Here is a 16,081-nt window from a genome sequence, read left to right as displayed (position 1 = left end):
TCATTGTCCGACAGGGCAAACTTAGAAGCACTTAAAAATGATATTCGGGTTGTAATTGTTTGTTTTCGTTTGTAAACGTATGTAAGTGATTACACTTAATTACATGTGACTTAATTATGGTTTTAGTGTCAAAAAAATAACCAAAAACCCCAACCCAATGTCCATTCGAAGTATTAATAAATACACGGTGATCAAAAGATTTAGTTTAGGCAAAATGCTTTACGACAAATTGGACACCATATACATTCAAGAGCATGACTCTAAAAACGGGGAGCCTCAAAAAGTTTTTAATGGCGAAAAAGAATACGTTATGGATATATCATCAGATATTTACCTTTCCTTATGCAAAGGTTTTATAGTTGCAGGGGAAAATGACCTATCTAACCACAATACTTCCCAATAAACGTTAAAACTGGTTAAATAGTTGGTTTTCTGTTTTATACGAACATCTTATTAATTGATGTGATTTTGGTAACTACAACCTAAGGCATGGCTGTTCGGACTTGAATTATACTGATTTACCCCTTAAAAGTCATTCAAAAACCAATTGCATCAAGATTTGCATCGTTTCAATCAATCCTCCCGGACACTGGCTTGTACTTTTACATTAAACAAATCAAAAACATATTATATGGAAGCTATTAAAGCAAAAAATAAAACCTTTAAAAAATTGGGATTCACTTATTTAGAAACCGCAGAAATTGTTGTCAGCCTTAATACATTACTGGCCAACTATCAGGTATTCTACAATAAGCTCAGAAACTTTCACTGGAACATTGAAGGCCCGGATTTTTTTGAACTCCATGAAGAGTTTGAAAATGAATATAACACGGTTAAGGAAAACATTGACATCGTAGCGGAAAGAATCCGAGTATTTGGTGTAAAAAGCAACTTTACCCTAAAGAAAACCATGGAACTTTCCAAAATCAAAGAACAGGACAAAAACCTATCTGCCTTGGGAATGGTAAGGGAAGTGATGCACGACTACGAAATCTTGCACGACAGTATGCTGGACGGTGTAAATGCAGCCCTTGAAACCGGCGATGTTGTTACAGAAAACATGTTGACCGAGTTTATGACCGAGCTGGAGAAAAGACACTGGATGTTCACATCTTACTTAAAGTAAAAGTAAGAGATAAACAATTCATCCGAAAAACTGATTTATTAACCACAAAAAATAATACTATGAAAAATTTACTCACTATACTATCATTCGCAACCCTAACCGTATTTGCAGGATATGGTCAAAACCAAAACTCCGGGGTCATGAAGGCTACCACACAGCTTAAGACCTTTACCATATCCGAAGATGGAAAAGAAAAACAATATAGCGTAAAAGTGATGGAACGCAGAAAGTACGGTATGGCACTGGACAGTAAGGATAGAGGAATGGTCAATCAGGACAGAAAACTATCCTCCCCTTTTGTTACCAAATTGGTAGCTATTGACAGTGATTCCGATAAAAGCTACGACGATTTTATGGTGCTAAAATATAAAGGTACCGAGAACAATGATTTTGAAGTAGTGCAGACCGACAAAGGTTTTGATATTAATGTAGATGACAAAACCATGCATTACGATGTACTGGAAAGCAATTATATCGTGAACAAGAAGAACAAAAACTTCTTTATTATCGACGAATTTGAATCGGAATAGTTGATATAATTTCGTTTTTTGATTGATGAAAGGGTCGGGGGTTTCCCCGGCTTTTTTCTTTGTTAAAATGCATACAATCAACTACCACAGGGCAAGCCTGCATGGTATTCAAACAAACAAAACCTTAACCCATTTCGATGCAGAGCATCAAGGAATTAAACCCATTTAATGGGATTAAAACTTATATTTGGGGTTTAATTTCAACCTATGGATTCTTGGTTACGTCCCACTCAATTGGAAGGCGAATTGGTAAAGCTTGTCCCCCTGCAGAAATCGCAAAAAGTGGATTTGGCATTTGCCGCATCAGACGGAAAACTTTGGGAGCTTTGGTACACCTCGGTTCCCTCTCCCAAAACTATAGATTCGTATTTGGATGTGGCACTTTCCGAACAGGAAAAGGGAAACGCTTTGCCCTTTGCCATCGTCAACAAAAAAACCAACACCATTGTGGGGAGCACCCGCTTTTTGAATGTGGATACAAAAAACAAACGAGTAGAGATTGGAGCAACCTGGTACGCCAAGAAAGTACAGCGAACGGGCATAAATACCGAGTGCAAATACCTTTTGCTAAAATATGCTTTTGAAAACCTCAACTGTATAGCCGTGGAGTTCCGCACTCACTTTCACAACCATCCCTCCAGAAACGCCATTCTCCGTTTAGGGGCAAAACAAGATGGTATTTTAAGAAACCATCGCGTTGATGACTCTGGAAATCTTCGGGATACCGTAGTATTCTCCATTTTAAACAGTGAATGGAACACCGTAAAAAAGTCCTTGGAATTCAAGATGGGCAAAAGTTATTTGGATTAGCCTTTGCTCAACTTTATCAAATTAGCAAAATTGTAACTGGCCAATTCTAGGTTTTCGGCGCTCTTGGCCTTTGCATCATCTAAATCACCTACTTGATTGAGAATGGAAACAGCATAATCCAGTCCCATTTGTTGCATTTCCTCGATGGTAACATCAATAGAACCACAAAATGCCGCTATGGGAATATGCTTCTTTTTGGCGGATTGCACTACCCCGTTAATGGTTTTTCCAGAAAAGGTTTGGCCATCCAACTGCCCCTCACCCGTAATTACCCAATCGGCTCCTTGCAGCACTTCATCAAAATTGGCAAGTTCCATCACCAAATCAACTCCAGAGGCCAGTTCGGCATTCAAAAAAGCAACAGCTCCACCTCCTACTCCACCAGCAGCACCGGCACCGGCAACCTTTTGAACATTAATATCAAAAGTGGATTGTAGCACCTCGGCAAAGCTTTGCAATCCTTGGTCCAAAAACACTATTTCTTCTGTTGATGCACCCTTTTGAGCACCATAAACATGAGCTGCACCATTTTGTCCATAAAAGGGATTGTTCACATCACAGGCCACTTGAATTTTAGCATCGGACAACTTCGGGTTCACATGTTCTCGGTCAATCTTTGCCACATCCCTCAAATGCTTACCAATGGGTTCCAATTCATTTCCATCAGCATCCAAAAAAGAATAGCCCAAAGCCTTGGCCATTCCCATACCTCCATCGTTGGTGGCACTACCGCCAATACCCAAAACAATATTTTTGGCTCCTTGTTCCAAAGCGTCAGCAATCATATCACCAGTACCCAAAGTTGTGGTGTACATACAGTTCATTTCGGATGTATCGAGCAATTTATAGCCCGATGCTTCGGACATTTCGATGAAAGCTGTTTGTTTGTCCTCCGAAAGCAAATACTGTGTGGTAACTTCCCGAAAAAGTGGGTCTTTTACTGTTACGGATACTTTTGAAGCATTCAGATAGTCCGCCACAACATCAATGGTACCATCGCCACCATCGGCCAAAGGCCTATTTATGATTTCCGCATTCGGAAAAACTTTTTTGATGCCACGGGCAACGATTTCACAAAATTCGCGTCCTGTTAACGAACCCTTATATTTATCGGGTGCCAAAATAAATTTCATACCCACAATGTACTCAAGTTAATTGAGTTGACCCATACATTTTTATGGATTGCCTCATCATTAACAGTACGGCACAGGTTTTGAACATAAGGGAGAAGTATTTAACTTTAATAAAATTACATCATGAAAAAGACTATAATCTTTGTAGCAACAGCTTTAATTACTATGACAACCTTTGCCCAATCCAAAAACTTTTTGGACACCCCTTATCTGGAAACCTCTTCGCAAGTGGACACCTTGGTGACCCCGGATAAAATCTATCTGAACATCATTATACAAGAAAAAGACACCAAGGGACGTGTTTCCGTTGAGGAACAGGAAAACCAAATGGCACAGCGCTTTAAGGCCATGGGCATAGATTTGGACGAGCAACTCGTGATCAAGGATATGGGCAGCAACTTTAAAAAATATTTCTTACGCCAAAAAGAAGTACTCAAAAGCAAGCAATATTCCTTGGTCGTGTATTCTGGAAAAGAATTGGGCGAAGTGATGGTGGCTTTGGAACAATTGGACATCGCCAACACCAATATTGAAAAAACAGAGTACTCCAAAATGGACGAGCTGGAGCTGGAACTACGAACAAAGGCCGTAAAAAAAGCTATGCAAAAAGCTGAAGCCCTAACAAAACCATTGGGTCAAAAAGTGGGAATGGCCATTCATATTGCCGACAACTCGCAGTATTATCCTCGGTACAACCAAGCCCCGATGATGGAAATGAAAGCCGTTTCCGCAGATATGGGCCAAGCACAACCCTTGGACATCGATTTTGAAAAAATAAGGGTAGAGACCACTGTAAACGTAAAATTCGCCCTGTCCAATTAATGGATGGGGTTTCATCAATCAAAAAAACCAATCATGAAATCAATCGCACTTATTTTTATGTTCAGCGCAGGACTTGTTTCCGCGCAACAAACCATGCATCTGCCCGAAGGCGGATCATCGCCCAAAGCTAATCTCAAAGATGTTTCTTGGATTGAAGGCCACTGGCAAGGGGAAGCCTTTGGAGGTATTGCCGAAGAAATTTGGAGTGCGCCCATGGGCAATTCCATGATGTTTGTGTTCCGAATGGTGAATAACGGCAAAGTCTCCTTTTATGAATCGGGACACATTCAGCAATTGGACAATTCCCTCATTCTTCAACTTAAACACTTTGATGGCAATATGAAAGGTTGGGAAGAAAAGGACGAAACCATCGATTTTAAGTTGGTTAAATTGGAACCTAACAAAGTATATTTTGAAGGACTCACCATGGAAAAGATAAGTGACAACCAGATGAATGTTTGGGTCCTTATTGAAGAGGATGGCAATGAAGAAGAAATTCTTTTTGCCTATAAGAGAAAGTAATAATTGATGCTCGAATAAACACCACTATGGATTTAAAATCCATAATTTTCAAAAGAATGGAATTCTTTGTTGCATCTGGTGCGATGTCCTCCCTTAATCCCCCCAAAGAAAGGAAACTTCTCCCCTTTGGGGAGACCGGAGAGAGGACTATTTATAAAAACTAAAGTAACTGCAATGAAACCTGACTGCCGTCAGGCAAGTTTGAAGGGTTTTAACTTTAACTAGATAATAAATGTTTTGGACCGATCAGGAGTTTATAAAACAGGATTATACGCAAACTAAATTGCCCAAGGGCGATTACGAAAATTGCCGTTTTGTGAACTGCCTGTTCTCCAAGGGTTTTTTGGACAATCAAAACTTTGTGGAATGCACTTTTGAAGGCTGTGATCTTACCAACACCAATATTTCCCACACCATTTTTAACGATGTTACCTTTGAGGAATGTAAAATGGTCGGTCTTCAATTTGAGACCTGTAACCAGCTTTTGTTATCACTCAATTTTGTGGGCTGCAATTTATCCGTAGCGTCATTTATAGGGATGCATCTGCCCAGCATCCAATTCAATGATTGCAAACTTCATCAAACCGATTTCTCAGAGGCTCATCTAAAACAAGCAGAATTTTCTGGTTGCGACCTTGAAAACACCCTTTTTGAGAATACCAACCTAGAGCAAGCTGATTTTACTTCGGCCCTAAATTTTAACATAGATCCGTCCATCAACCAGCTAAGGAAAACCCGTTTCAGCAGAGATGGATTGATCGGTTTATTAAAAAAGTATGATCTTGTGGTGACCTAATCTTATCCTATGTCCGAAAGAAAATGCTTGGTTTGCGGTGAAAAACTTGTAGGCCGCATCGACCAAAAATACTGTTCCGACCATTGTAGAAACGACTACAACAACCGATTGAACCGAGATAGTAAGAACTTAGTACGCAACATCAACAATAAACTTCGCAAAAACTACAGGATATTGGATAGTTTTCCACTTCGCGACGGCAAAACTAAGACCACTAAAATGCGGTTGCTGGACAAAGGTTTTGATTTTGAATATATCACCAACCTTTACACTACCAAAAAGGGAAGTACCTACTACTTTGTATATGATTTAGGGTACTTGCCACTTGATAATGATTATTACATGATCGTGAAAAGAGAGTAAACCCCTGTTATTTCCAACTATGGGAAGTTAGTTTAAGCGCTGCCACTACAATATCCTTTCGGCTGATCTGCCCCACAAGGATATCGTTCTTCATTACGGGTAATCTACGCCTGTTGTGCCTGTCAAAAACACCTGCTGCGTCAAAAATGGACATGTCGTGCGGAATGGTCTCCACATTTTTGGTCATAAAACGCTCAACGCTCTTATCCAAAATAGGCTGATTAAAGTATCTACTCTCCGAAATTTGCTTCATACAATCCGCCTCGGAAATAATGCCTACCAAAAAACCATTGTTATCCACAACCGGGCCACCGGAAATATGGTGTTTGGCAAAAGTCTCCATCACTTCCAAAATGGACTGGTCTGGAGAAAAGGTAATCAATTTTTTGGTCATGTAATCCTCCACCAAAATTGGGGCATTGTACTTTTTCTTGTTCTCCTCCTTGCTTCGAACGCCTTGAAAGCTTTTGATTGCCATATGGTTAGATTTTAAAGTTAAATAATAAATATAGACTTTTTTAGCGAATAACCTAATTTTACATATCAAAATGTAAGAACCTTTCATAATTTCATACATTTAAGATTTAACAACACTAAGCCATGAAATTTTCCAGAACCCTTGCTCTAATTCTACTAATTTTTGCCGTGTATTGGAGTTTTAAATCCTTAATGCCTTCCTATAAACCCAATAAGGAGGTCTCTTTACAATTCTTTTCTACGGATAGGGCCTTGACCCATGTAGAGCAGCTATCCAAAGAACCCCATGCTGTTGGTTTTCCAGGACATAAAAGAGCCAAAAGCTACATTATTTCCGAATTGAAAAAAATGGGCTTGGAGACCATTACGCAAGAAGGCTATACCGCAGGTGATTGGGGCAACTTGAGCAGGGCTACCAATATTTTGGCCAGAATCGAAGGGAGTGAAAATGGAAAAGCATTGCTTTTATTATCGCATTACGATAGCAGTCCACATTCTTCCTACGGAGCTAGTGATGCCGGTAGTGGTGTCGCTACGATTTTGGAAGGTATCCGGGCATTTTTGAACGAAAATAAGGTTCCCAAGAACGATATCATCATATTAATAACCGATGCCGAGGAGCTTGGGCTTAATGGAGCCGACCTTTTTGTAAACAAGCACCCTTGGGCCAAAGATGTGGGACTCGCCCTAAATTTTGAAGCCCGGGGCAGTGGCGGTCCGAGCTACATGCTTATTGAAACCAACAGGGGCAACGGTTCTTTAATAAAAGAGTTTAAAAAAGCCAATCCCAAGTATCCCGTGGCAAATTCGCTGGCCTATAGCATTTACAAGATGCTCCCTAACGATACGGACCTCACCGTTTTTAGGGAAGATGGCGATATCGAAGGTTTCAACTTTGCGTTTATTGATGACCATTTTGATTATCATACCGCTTTGGACAATTACGAAAGATTGGACAGGAATACCTTGGCACACCAAGGCAGTTATTTAATGCCCCTGCTCACCTATTTTAGTGATGCCGATCTGAACAACCTAAAAAGTTTGAACGATGAAGTTTACTATAACCTCCCGTTCTACAACATGGTCTCCTATCCTTTTGAATGGATTTGGCCCATGTTCGGTGTTGCAGTCCTCGCATTTGTCCTATTACTTTTTTCTGGGTTCAAAAAGAAAAAGCTCAATACCAAGGATATTTTTAAAGGGTTTGTACCTGTACTGATCACTTTAATCGTCAACGGACTGGTAGGTTATTTTTGTTGGTCTATAATTACTTGGTGGTATCCAAGTTTTAAGGACATGCTGCATGGATTTACCTATAATGGCCATACCTACATTGCCGTTTATGTCATGTTTTCCCTGTTCGTGTGCTTTTATACCTATCATAAATTCCGAAAAACAAGTACGCCCAATTTATTGGTGGCACCCCTATTTATTTGGTTGCTCATCTGCGGATTGGTAGCCCAATATTTAAAAGGTGCCAGCTTTTTTATTGTTCCCCTGTTCGGATTGTTGGCAGGACTTCTTGTGACCATCCATCAAGAAAAACCCAATCCGTTCCTAATGGTGTTTTTGGCATTGCCCGCAGTGCTCATTTATTCGCCATTCATCAAAATGTTCCCTGTTGGCCTTGGTTTAAAAATGATGGTTGCCACAACCCTTTTTACAACACTTCTATTTTTCTTGGTACTTCCATTTTTTGGTCAATTAAAGAGCAAAGGAAGGTTGGCATATTTATTTTTGTTCCTCTTCTTCGCTTTTGGCATTTCCAGCCATATTCAATCCGATTTTAACGAGGAAAGACCAAAACCAAGCAGTCTGTTGTACGTTTACAATGCAGATACCGATTCCACGCTTTGGGCCACTTACGATAACGTATTGATTGATTGGAACGGCCAGTTTTTGGGTGATGATAAAAGAAAGCCCAACACAGAGACTATTTCCAGTAAGTACCGTACAAATTTGAACTATGTGGCCGACGCTCCCAAAAAAGATATTCCACTGCCATACATTGATACTGTAATGGATACCATCATCGGAGAAAACAGGGTTATTGAACTCTGTGTCACCCCAAAAAGAAATGTAAATCGTCTTGAGGTATTTACAAATCCAATTGGCATAACGTCTGCCAAAGTGAACCGGATTGCCTTATCCTCCTATTTTTTGGAACATAGAAAGAGTAGATTGATCACCCACTATATTACCAACAACGATTTCACGGAATTGCAACTGGAATTCCCCAAAGATTCCATTTTGGAGCTCACTTTGTATGAAGCTTCCAATGATCTTTTAGCTCATCCTGATTTTAGCATCCCGGAGCGGCCAAAAAGCAGTATTCCCATGCCCTTTGTACTAAATGATGCTATATTGACCATAAAAACCTTGCGATTTGACTAAAAAGATAGGAATAATGGGTTGTGGATGGCTTGGGTTGCCCTTGGCCAAACATCTCATTGAAAAAGGGTACACCATTCACGGAACCACTACATCTTCCAGTAAATTAAAAGTTTTACAAGATGAGGGAATAACTCCTTTTTCAGTACGTTTATCCGAAACAGGTATCGATGGAGACATCGAAGGATTTCTTTCCGACATCAAAACCTTGATCATCAATGTGCCACCCAAACTACGGGGCAAGCATACCGAAAGCTTTGTGGAAAAGATGAAATTCCTGATGGCAGAAATCAAAAAAAGTGAAGTTTCTCATATCCTATTTGTGAGCAGTACCGCGGTTTACGGCAATGCGGAAGGAGAGATTACAGAAGCATCCCCCACCCAACCTGCCACCAAATCGGGCAAACAACTTTTGGAGAGCGAAAACCTATTGGCAAATGAAGAGCGGTTCAAAACTACCATCATAAGGTTTGGGGGGTTGATTGGCCCCGACCGACACCCTGTAACAATGCTTTCGGACAGAGAAAATCTTACCAATGGCAATCATCCCATCAACCTAATTCATCTCAACGATTGCATACACATGATGTTTACCATTATGGAACAAGGATATTGGGGCGAAGTATTCAACGGCGTATACCCGCATCATCCCAAAAAACAAGTGTATTATTTCGAAGAAGCCCAAAAAAGAGGTTTGCCCGCTCCATCGTACAAAACAGAATCGATCAAAAAAGAAGGCAAAATGGTTTTGAGCAAGAATTTTTTGGATAAGGGCCATCTTTTTACCACCTCCATCATTTCCTAAAAGGGCTCTAAAAACCCCTGCAATTACTTATCGAATTCTTAACAGGCTGGTTAGGAATATTTTGTTAGATTTGGCGCACTAAATTAAAGATCAATGAAACATCCATAACGGAAATTTAGTCACTAGTGGAATGATTATATGGGTGTTACATGTGACCATTGGAAAACAACAAAAATAAACACATGAAAAAGACTGTACTCTTATTGCTCCTATTGGTGGGGTTTAGCGGTATTTCCCAAACCAACAATGCGCTTGTAGAACATTACAAGGCTTATTACAAAGAAATGCGTTTGCAGGGTGACGTAAACGGTGTTATCGGTGCTTTGACGCACCTAAACGTATTGTCCCCGTCCAAAGAGCGAAGAGACACTTTGGCTTTTGTTTATATGAACAACGGTCAGCACATGCAGGCCCTAAACACCATAGGTGTGGAGAAAAATGCAGATGACTCCGACCTTGCCGTACAAATCAAGGCCTTTTCCTTAAAGTCTTTGAATCAGCCCAAAAGGGCATTGGAACATTTTGAGGAGCTGAATTCACGAAATCCTTCTCCTTACTTGGCGTATGAAATGGCCGACCTTAAAATTCAAACAGGGGATATAAGTGGAGCGACCACCAACATTGAATATGGTATTGCCAATGCCACCGATGAAATGAAATATGCCTTTTATGAGCGGCAACAACCTTATGAGGTTCCCTTAAAAGCTGCATTTTATCATTTAAAAGGTTTGGCTGACTTTAACAAAGACAGGGAAAACATTGATGTCGCCATCGCTTCCATCGACGAGGCCCTTAAAATTGCACCTAACTTTAACTTAGCAAGTTTGAGCAAGCAGGCTTTGGAATCGAGAAAAAAAGAAGCTACAGAAGGAGCTAAGAACTAGACTATTGCTTCTTCTTTAGTTCTTTAAGCAGTTCGTTATCCCTTTTTTCTTTGATTTGGATGAGTTCGTCCACATTTTCATTGGGCACTGCAATCGACAATACATAATGGGCAATTTTCCATTGCCCATTTACTTTTTTCAACACTCCGGAACCGCGACATATCTTCATTTGGGTGTCCAACAGTTCATCGAACCAAGCAAAATTCTTTGATTCGTCCAGGTATATATTGCGTTGGACCGCAGTAAAACTCCATGCCTTTCCTTGGTCAAAATAAGGTTTGGAAAAAGCCCTAAATTCCGTGTTCTGCCAATTTTCCATGGCATCGGTTCCCAAAAAAACACCGTCTTTGGTCATTTTGCCAAAATAGGCATCAAAATCTGCGTTGGATGCGGCCAAATGCCAACTATCCAACACCTCGTTCACCTTTTTCTTTTCCGCATTCTGGGCAAGGATGGTCATGGAAACCAGTAACAGTCCCATTGTTAAAATTTTATGCTTCATCCAAAATCAATTTTTTGTCCAACTGACTGTTCATGATCACATTCAACTGTTTGCGTATGGAGTTGTACGCTTCCAATACTTTTACAGTTGGCTCCGTGGTTGGTTGATTTTCGAGAATACTTGCCTTTGTTTTGTATAAAAAAGTACGCAGTACCCTTTGCCTACTCTTCACTTGAAAGGTATCGAACAGTTCCGGGTATTTTCCATCGGCCATTTTTTTCTCCTTTTCGATAAGGTCGTCAATGGCCAGGGACAAATCTTCGTTGTTTGTGGCTTTATACAGCACATCCATACTTGCATTCAAATCCTTGAACTGCTGCCATTCTTCAACAATTGCTGTTGCATCGGGGTTTATACTGACTTTCTCGGGCATTTTCCGATAATTGAACTCCAATTCCTGGTTTTCAACTTCAGCTATGGCTTTTTCAGTTTTTTTACATGCTCCCAAAACTGAGAATAGGATAAGTATGCCTAACAATTTTCGCATAAGCGAATGTACAAATTTTAATAAAGGGTATCTTTGCCGTGAAACTAAATTAACTTTGATTTTAATGCACAAACCCATTTTAATAATCGGCGCATGTGGCCAAATAGGAACCGAACTGACCTTTGAACTCCGAAACAAATACGGAGCTGAAAATGTGATTGCCAGCGATATTAGGGAAGGTAGCAACGCATTGATGCAGTCCGGCCCTTTTGAACTTCTGGATGCTACCAACTATGCCGCGATCGAGGATGTGGTGATGCATTACGAAATTGACGAGGTTTATTTAATGGCGGCCATGCTGAGCGCTACCGCGGAGAAATTTCCGATGCGTGCGTGGAACCTTAACATGAACTCGCTCTTTAATGTGCTCAACTTGGCCAAGGAAAAGAAAATATCCAAGGTGTTCTGGCCTTCGAGCATCGCAGTATTTGGCCCCAATACACCCAAAAAAGATACGCCACAGAGCACTATAATGGAGCCTAGCACGGTTTATGGCATCAGCAAACAGTCCGGTGAGAGATGGTGCGAGTACTACCACAAAAAATATGGGGTCGATGTTAGGAGTGTTCGCTACCCAGGATTGATAAGCTGGAAAACCATGCCAGGTGGAGGCACTACGGACTATGCCGTGGAAATTTACCACGAAGCCCTTAACAAAGGAACATACGAGTGTTTTTTGAACGGAGATACCGAACTACCGATGATGTACATGGACGATGCCATAAGGGCCACCATAAGTTTAATGGATAGTCCTACGGAAAAAATTAAGGTGCGATCGTCCTATAATTTAGGGGGAATGAGTTTTACGCCAAAGGATATGGCAAAAAGTATTGAAAAGCATATTCCTGGTTTTAAAGTAAGTTATGTGCCCGATTTTAGGCAAGAAATTGCCGATTCTTGGCCAAGCAGCATTGATGATGCTGCCGCAAGAGAGCAATGGGGCTGGGAACCACGGTTCAATTTGGACCAGACCACCAATGAAATGCTTAAAAATCTAAAAGAATAAGAGGTTATTCCTCTTCGGAATCTGAAAAGTCCTCATCGCCCTCAGGGATTTTTTCAAAATCCTCCGAATCATAATCTTCGCTATCATCTTCGTCAAAATCGGCCATGGTCCGCTCCAATTTGGAACTGATCTTTACAAGGTATTTGGTATCCTGAGTGGATACTTCTACGGCTTCTATGGATTCCCCCTTTAAGTTCTTGAAGTTGATTACATCATCGTCTCCATATCCGTCGGGGTATTTTTCCACCAAAAGCTTAAGCACCTCCGAGGTCAATTTTTTATAGTCTACAATTACGCGTTTGAGGTTATCCATGATGCTGTGGTTACTTCTTGTCCTAAGTTAGAACAAATGTGATTGCATTGAAAAATTATAAAAAAAATCTTGGGTTGTCAAAATTGAAATGATTTTATCGACCAAATATGGTGTAAACCTGAAGGTAGGATTAAAAAAGGGTTTAGGAGGGAGTACGTAAAAAGATTACATTAAGGCAATAATCATTGAACCTTGAACTTTGTCACCGCTTTTACAGGCTGCATTCTAGCTGTAAATCCTTCTATTACAATCTCAAATTCCCCTTCGAGGTCAGATGTATAAAATTCCAAAGTAGTTGTAGGTTCCCCTAGCTCCAAATTAGGCTCCCACAACAATTGCTGCCTAAAATCTGGAATTGTCCCAAAGGTTTTGTTCCCATAATTTTGTTTGAAATACTTTTTTTGAGGTTTGGGCCTTAGCAAGGAAATCTCATTTAAATATGTTTTCTGATAATTCTCTGCAAAATCAGAATCAAATGTTTTTACATCAAAAACTCCTTGAAAAATTTGGCCTCCCACAACATATTGGTTTCTGGCCAATCTTATGGTCTCTACCTTTTTTATATCATAGTCTATTAAATCCTTATGGTTTTGGAGCAGAATTCCATCAACAATTATTAACGGATTGTACCCCACATCCATATTGGTGGCCTCAAAATCCCTGACAAAAATGTTCTCCTCTCCCTCATTATTTGAAGCGATCCAGGCATTATCCACTATCTCCACCAAAGTTTCCCTAAAAGTGGGGAAGCGTGTATACTCATCTAAATTGTACTCTATAAAATCATTGCCGTAGATGGGTATAAAATTATTATTCAACTTTACGGTATCGGGTTTGCTGTTGAAATATGCGTTTTCTATTTGATTATGGGTACTTCGTTCCTCAATCAATTTTTTCATAACCTTATTTAAAACAAAACGTTTTGATGGTCTTTTACTCAAATTTAATTCGGGAACCGGGGCAACCTCAACCGAGTATTGATCCTTATCAACACCCCATACCTGAAAAATTGATTCTGTATCCAAGTTTTCCGAATGTAACGAAAACCTAAACTTACCTTCTGAATCGGTAGTGACCATTTTAAACGAATATTGGTTTCCTGGTAAGGAAAAAACCACCTTTTTGTTCATTGTTTGCAAGTCACTGTTACTGGATAGGTGACCTGCAACCATTTCTCCCCTTAAATCGGGTAAATAATCATTGCTTGCCTCGTCCAAATCCACGGATCTATACTTCTTAGTGTAATCTACTGGCGAGATTCTGTCACCATAAGTAAGTTCCTTGGATAGTTTCCGTACTGATATTGAGTAAATTCCGTATTTATTTGATTTGGATTCAACCTCTAACCTCACTTTTTCTCTTTTCCCATATTGTGATTTATCCAAGGTCAACCCCAAATCCTTTCTCAAGGTTTTTCTAGCTTCCTTGTTCAAATTCCTTAGGCCATCATCCAATGAGTCTTTGCCTTTCGATTCCCAAAACACTTTTTGATCGTTGGTATAGGGGTTCAAAACAACAACATCATCTGCAAAAAAGGTGTCGCTTGGCCAGTTTTTCATATAGGTTGTGTAGGCCACAAAGGTGTAATGACCAGAATCCAAATTGGTCGGCACAAAAATGTCGCCCTGTCCCATTCCCTCGACCAGTTTTACCTTTTGAATTATTTTGCGCTCGCCTTCCCCGTCCAAAAGTTCTACATAGGCAATCTTGCTTGTTTTTGAAAGGGATTGATCCTTTTTGCTGAGCGCATACAACTTAAAATGAAGATACTCGCCCGTGAACAGAAGGTTGGTATTATAATGGACATAGACGCCCTCCGTACCAATATCTTTGATCAAATTAGAATATATGGAATTAGACACATTGGACTGGCCCGCAGCAACCGCAACGAGAAAAAAGGTCATTATTTGTAACACATACTTTTTTAGCATTGTCATATACAATTATTGTTCTACCCAAAAATCCGGTACTTCGTTGGAGCCAAATAAGGTGCAGTCCACACATCTAGCAGGAGCAACTTGATAGACGAAGGGCGGGTCTTCCCCAATATATTTGTATTGACCACTCTGAACCCGTTGAAAAAGTTCGGGGTCGGAAAGTGAGCTGTAACGATCGAACTCACAATCATCCAAAAATGGGATATCGTTCCCAAAAATTTCTTGGAAACTGAAAAAGAACCGGTTTGTGGTAAAGGAGACCGCTTCAAAGAGACCTACCACTTTAACACTATCATCGCTCACATGCCTAACGTTCCCAACTATAAGACCGGGTTGGGGTTGAGAAAACAGATTATCACTACTGGAAAAGCTCTTCAAGGTTTGATAAAACTCATGAGAGACACTGGTTTGGGCATATTGCTTCACTAAAATACTATATCTATGGGCTATTCTCCTATCCCTTCGCTCTATAAACCGAACAGGGAAATCTTCGACTTTGTCCTCCGAAAGGTTATTGGTTTCAGCAATCAGTATATTATTTGATGTTTCCGTTACGTAGCAAACCCTTTCCTCTTTTTCCTTGTAAACGATTTCGAGAAGCGGCGGTGACTCGGAAACAATCCTAAAGCCCTGCAAAGGTTTATAAAAAGATTCCCATCTATAGGTTTCTTCGTATTCATATCTAAAATATCCTTCATTGTCGCCAGTAGATGTTCCATCCACATAAATTTCGACCCCATCTTCTCCATCCTCGTTCAAAACCCTCTTGGCGGTTATCTCATCTATTGTTGTTGGGGCCGTTAATTGTACTTGGGGCGAAGCAAACGTTTCACCCTTTTCATCCGTGACCTTTAATTGATAATCTATCCCAGACTCTGCCGCAAACGCAACAGTGGATCGGTATACTCCAGGCGATGCTTCCTCAAATTGAATTGAACTGGCATTATTTAACAGAATCTCCACCGTTGCCCCGGAAACCTGCACTTCGTCATCGCCTTCTTCGTAGCTTCTGGTAATAAAAATTTCGTGCTGTTTGGTCTCTGTGGTAATACTGGCATTGATTATAAGTATATCTTCAAAGTCCGTTGTCTCTACTTCAAAAGGCTCAGTGCAGGCGCCAATGGCCAGTAAGACTCCTGTGACTAACAAAAAGATAAAACGATTTCTTGTTGGCATA

19 protein-coding genes are annotated in these 16,081 nt (G+C 40.3%); 12 read left to right on the top strand and 7 right to left on the bottom strand.

The window, feature by feature from the left end; translation table 11 throughout:
• Positions 1-157: 157 nt before the first annotated feature.
• From GO009_RS14240 to GO009_RS14225, 4 genes are all read left to right on the top strand, one after another.
• Positions 158-403 carry a hypothetical protein gene (locus tag GO009_RS14240; protein ID WP_163627034.1) on the top strand — a complete coding sequence of 82 codons (246 nt, stop codon included), beginning with the start codon at positions 158-160 and terminating at the stop codon, positions 401-403.
• 228 nt (positions 404-631) lie between these two features.
• Positions 632-1,126 carry a Dps family protein gene (locus GO009_RS14235; RefSeq protein WP_163627032.1) on the top strand — a complete coding sequence of 165 codons (495 nt, stop codon included), beginning with the start codon at positions 632-634 and terminating at the stop codon, positions 1,124-1,126.
• A 59-nt stretch (positions 1,127-1,185) separates the two neighbouring features.
• Entirely contained in the window at positions 1,186-1,656 is a 471-nt protein-coding gene (locus GO009_RS14230) for a hypothetical protein (RefSeq protein ID WP_163627031.1), read from the top strand.
• 207 nt (positions 1,657-1,863) lie between these two features.
• Positions 1,864-2,466: a GNAT family N-acetyltransferase gene (locus tag GO009_RS14225; protein ID WP_163627029.1), complete on the top strand. Its 603-nt coding sequence runs from the start codon at positions 1,864-1,866 to the stop codon at positions 2,464-2,466.
• Here the strand turns inward: GO009_RS14225 and GO009_RS14220 are convergent.
• Positions 2,463-3,599 (bottom strand): glycerate kinase, encoded by a 1,137-nt coding sequence (locus GO009_RS14220; RefSeq protein WP_163627027.1) that lies wholly within the window; start codon positions 3,597-3,599, stop codon positions 2,463-2,465. The two genes, GO009_RS14225 and GO009_RS14220, sit on opposite strands and share 4 nt — an antisense overlap.
• 123 nt (positions 3,600-3,722) lie before the next feature.
• Here GO009_RS14220 and GO009_RS14215 point away from each other — a divergent pair, with 123 nt between their 5' ends.
• The 4 genes from GO009_RS14215 (at position 3,723) to GO009_RS14200 (ending at position 6,102) form a co-directional block, all read left to right on the top strand.
• Entirely contained in the window at positions 3,723-4,421 is a 699-nt protein-coding gene (locus tag GO009_RS14215; RefSeq protein ID WP_163627025.1) for an SIMPL domain-containing protein, read from the top strand.
• A 33-nt stretch (positions 4,422-4,454) separates the two neighbouring features.
• Positions 4,455-4,943: a DUF6265 family protein gene (locus GO009_RS14210; protein WP_163627023.1), complete on the top strand. Its 489-nt coding sequence runs from the start codon at positions 4,455-4,457 to the stop codon at positions 4,941-4,943.
• Positions 4,944-5,175: 232 nt separating this feature from the next.
• Positions 5,176-5,739 (top strand): pentapeptide repeat-containing protein, encoded by a 564-nt coding sequence (locus GO009_RS14205; protein ID WP_163627021.1) that lies wholly within the window; start codon positions 5,176-5,178, stop codon positions 5,737-5,739.
• A gap of 9 nt (positions 5,740-5,748) precedes the next feature.
• On the top strand, positions 5,749-6,102 hold the full coding sequence (locus GO009_RS14200; protein ID WP_014032944.1) for a hypothetical protein: 354 nt from the start codon (positions 5,749-5,751) through the stop codon (positions 6,100-6,102).
• A gap of 7 nt (positions 6,103-6,109) precedes the next feature.
• Here GO009_RS14200 and GO009_RS14195 read toward each other — a convergent pair whose 3' ends face one another.
• The gene (locus GO009_RS14195; protein WP_163627020.1) at positions 6,110-6,580 is read right to left on the bottom strand and encodes a CBS domain-containing protein; all 471 of its coding nucleotides are present in this window, start codon (positions 6,578-6,580) and stop codon (positions 6,110-6,112) included.
• A 122-nt stretch (positions 6,581-6,702) separates the two neighbouring features.
• Here GO009_RS14195 and GO009_RS14190 point away from each other — a divergent pair, with 122 nt between their 5' ends.
• The 3 genes from GO009_RS14190 to GO009_RS14180 all read left to right on the top strand — a co-directional run bounded on the left by GO009_RS14190 (position 6,703) and on the right by GO009_RS14180 (position 10,659).
• A complete protein-coding gene (locus GO009_RS14190; RefSeq protein WP_163627018.1) occupies positions 6,703-8,973 on the top strand; it encodes a M28 family peptidase in 2,271 nt (756 codons plus the stop codon).
• A complete protein-coding gene (locus GO009_RS14185; protein WP_163627016.1) occupies positions 8,966-9,775 on the top strand; it encodes an SDR family oxidoreductase in 810 nt (269 codons plus the stop codon). Before GO009_RS14190 ends, GO009_RS14185 begins: the two co-directional genes overlap by 8 nt.
• A 182-nt stretch (positions 9,776-9,957) precedes the next feature.
• A complete protein-coding gene (locus GO009_RS14180) occupies positions 9,958-10,659 on the top strand; it encodes a hypothetical protein (RefSeq protein WP_163627014.1) in 702 nt (233 codons plus the stop codon).
• A gap of 1 nt (position 10,660) precedes the next feature.
• On the opposite strand, the gene GO009_RS14175 is transcribed toward GO009_RS14180, so the two are convergent.
• The gene (locus GO009_RS14175; protein WP_239057477.1) at positions 10,661-11,140 is read right to left on the bottom strand and encodes a nuclear transport factor 2 family protein; all 480 of its coding nucleotides are present in this window, start codon (positions 11,138-11,140) and stop codon (positions 10,661-10,663) included.
• Positions 11,141-11,150: 10 nt separating this feature from the next.
• A complete protein-coding gene (locus tag GO009_RS14170; RefSeq protein WP_163627010.1) occupies positions 11,151-11,648 on the bottom strand; it encodes a hypothetical protein in 498 nt (165 codons plus the stop codon).
• A gap of 64 nt (positions 11,649-11,712) precedes the next feature.
• Between GO009_RS14170 and GO009_RS14165 the strand changes: the two genes are divergently transcribed.
• The gene (locus GO009_RS14165) at positions 11,713-12,654 is read left to right on the top strand and encodes an NAD-dependent epimerase/dehydratase family protein (RefSeq protein ID WP_163627008.1); all 942 of its coding nucleotides are present in this window, start codon (positions 11,713-11,715) and stop codon (positions 12,652-12,654) included.
• Positions 12,655-12,658: 4 nt separating this feature from the next.
• On the opposite strand, the gene GO009_RS14160 is transcribed toward GO009_RS14165, so the two are convergent.
• The 3 genes from GO009_RS14160 to GO009_RS14150 all read right to left on the bottom strand — a co-directional run bounded on the left by GO009_RS14160 (position 12,659) and on the right by GO009_RS14150 (position 16,080).
• Positions 12,659-12,967 carry a hypothetical protein gene (locus GO009_RS14160; RefSeq protein WP_163627006.1) on the bottom strand — a complete coding sequence of 103 codons (309 nt, stop codon included), beginning with the start codon at positions 12,965-12,967 and terminating at the stop codon, positions 12,659-12,661.
• A 182-nt stretch (positions 12,968-13,149) separates the two neighbouring features.
• Positions 13,150-14,871 carry a hypothetical protein gene (locus GO009_RS14155; protein WP_163627004.1) on the bottom strand — a complete coding sequence of 574 codons (1,722 nt, stop codon included), beginning with the start codon at positions 14,869-14,871 and terminating at the stop codon, positions 13,150-13,152.
• Positions 14,872-14,910: 39 nt separating this feature from the next.
• Complete coding sequence (locus GO009_RS14150) at positions 14,911-16,080, bottom strand: DUF4249 domain-containing protein (RefSeq protein ID WP_163627002.1); 1,170 nt, start codon at positions 16,078-16,080, stop codon at positions 14,911-14,913.
• Between the last annotated feature and the right edge of the window lies 1 nt (position 16,081).

The sequence above is a fragment of the Allomuricauda sp. TY007 genome, from assembly GCF_010468565.1.
Taxonomy (GTDB): domain Bacteria; phylum Bacteroidota; class Bacteroidia; order Flavobacteriales; family Flavobacteriaceae; genus Flagellimonas.
The sequence above is the reverse complement of the archived record's forward strand: the minus strand, read 5'-3'. Positions and strand labels throughout refer to the sequence as shown.

Coding starts and splice junctions, on each gene's coding strand:
- GO009_RS14240 (WP_163627034.1), top strand. CDS start 158: ATGTCCATTCGAAGTATTAATAAATACACGGTGATCAAAAGATTTAGT.
- GO009_RS14235 (WP_163627032.1), top strand. CDS start 632: ATGGAAGCTATTAAAGCAAAAAATAAAACCTTTAAAAAATTGGGATTC.
- GO009_RS14230 (WP_163627031.1), top strand. CDS start 1,186: ATGAAAAATTTACTCACTATACTATCATTCGCAACCCTAACCGTATTT.
- GO009_RS14225 (WP_163627029.1), top strand. CDS start 1,864: ATGGATTCTTGGTTACGTCCCACTCAATTGGAAGGCGAATTGGTAAAG.
- GO009_RS14220 (WP_163627027.1), bottom strand. CDS start 3,599: ATGAAATTTATTTTGGCACCCGATAAATATAAGGGTTCGTTAACAGGA.
- GO009_RS14215 (WP_163627025.1), top strand. CDS start 3,723: ATGAAAAAGACTATAATCTTTGTAGCAACAGCTTTAATTACTATGACA.
- GO009_RS14210 (WP_163627023.1), top strand. CDS start 4,455: ATGAAATCAATCGCACTTATTTTTATGTTCAGCGCAGGACTTGTTTCC.
- GO009_RS14205 (WP_163627021.1), top strand. CDS start 5,176: ATGTTTTGGACCGATCAGGAGTTTATAAAACAGGATTATACGCAAACT.
- GO009_RS14200 (WP_014032944.1), top strand. CDS start 5,749: ATGTCCGAAAGAAAATGCTTGGTTTGCGGTGAAAAACTTGTAGGCCGC.
- GO009_RS14195 (WP_163627020.1), bottom strand. CDS start 6,580: ATGGCAATCAAAAGCTTTCAAGGCGTTCGAAGCAAGGAGGAGAACAAG.
- GO009_RS14190 (WP_163627018.1), top strand. CDS start 6,703: ATGAAATTTTCCAGAACCCTTGCTCTAATTCTACTAATTTTTGCCGTG.
- GO009_RS14180 (WP_163627014.1), top strand. CDS start 9,958: ATGAAAAAGACTGTACTCTTATTGCTCCTATTGGTGGGGTTTAGCGGT.
- GO009_RS14175 (WP_239057477.1), bottom strand. CDS start 11,140: ATGGGACTGTTACTGGTTTCCATGACCATCCTTGCCCAGAATGCGGAA.
- GO009_RS14170 (WP_163627010.1), bottom strand. CDS start 11,648: ATGCGAAAATTGTTAGGCATACTTATCCTATTCTCAGTTTTGGGAGCA.
- GO009_RS14165 (WP_163627008.1), top strand. CDS start 11,713: ATGCACAAACCCATTTTAATAATCGGCGCATGTGGCCAAATAGGAACC.
- GO009_RS14160 (WP_163627006.1), bottom strand. CDS start 12,967: ATGGATAACCTCAAACGCGTAATTGTAGACTATAAAAAATTGACCTCG.
- GO009_RS14155 (WP_163627004.1), bottom strand. CDS start 14,871: ATGACCTTTTTTCTCGTTGCGGTTGCTGCGGGCCAGTCCAATGTGTCT.
- GO009_RS14150 (WP_163627002.1), bottom strand. CDS start 16,080: ATGCCAACAAGAAATCGTTTTATCTTTTTGTTAGTCACAGGAGTCTTA.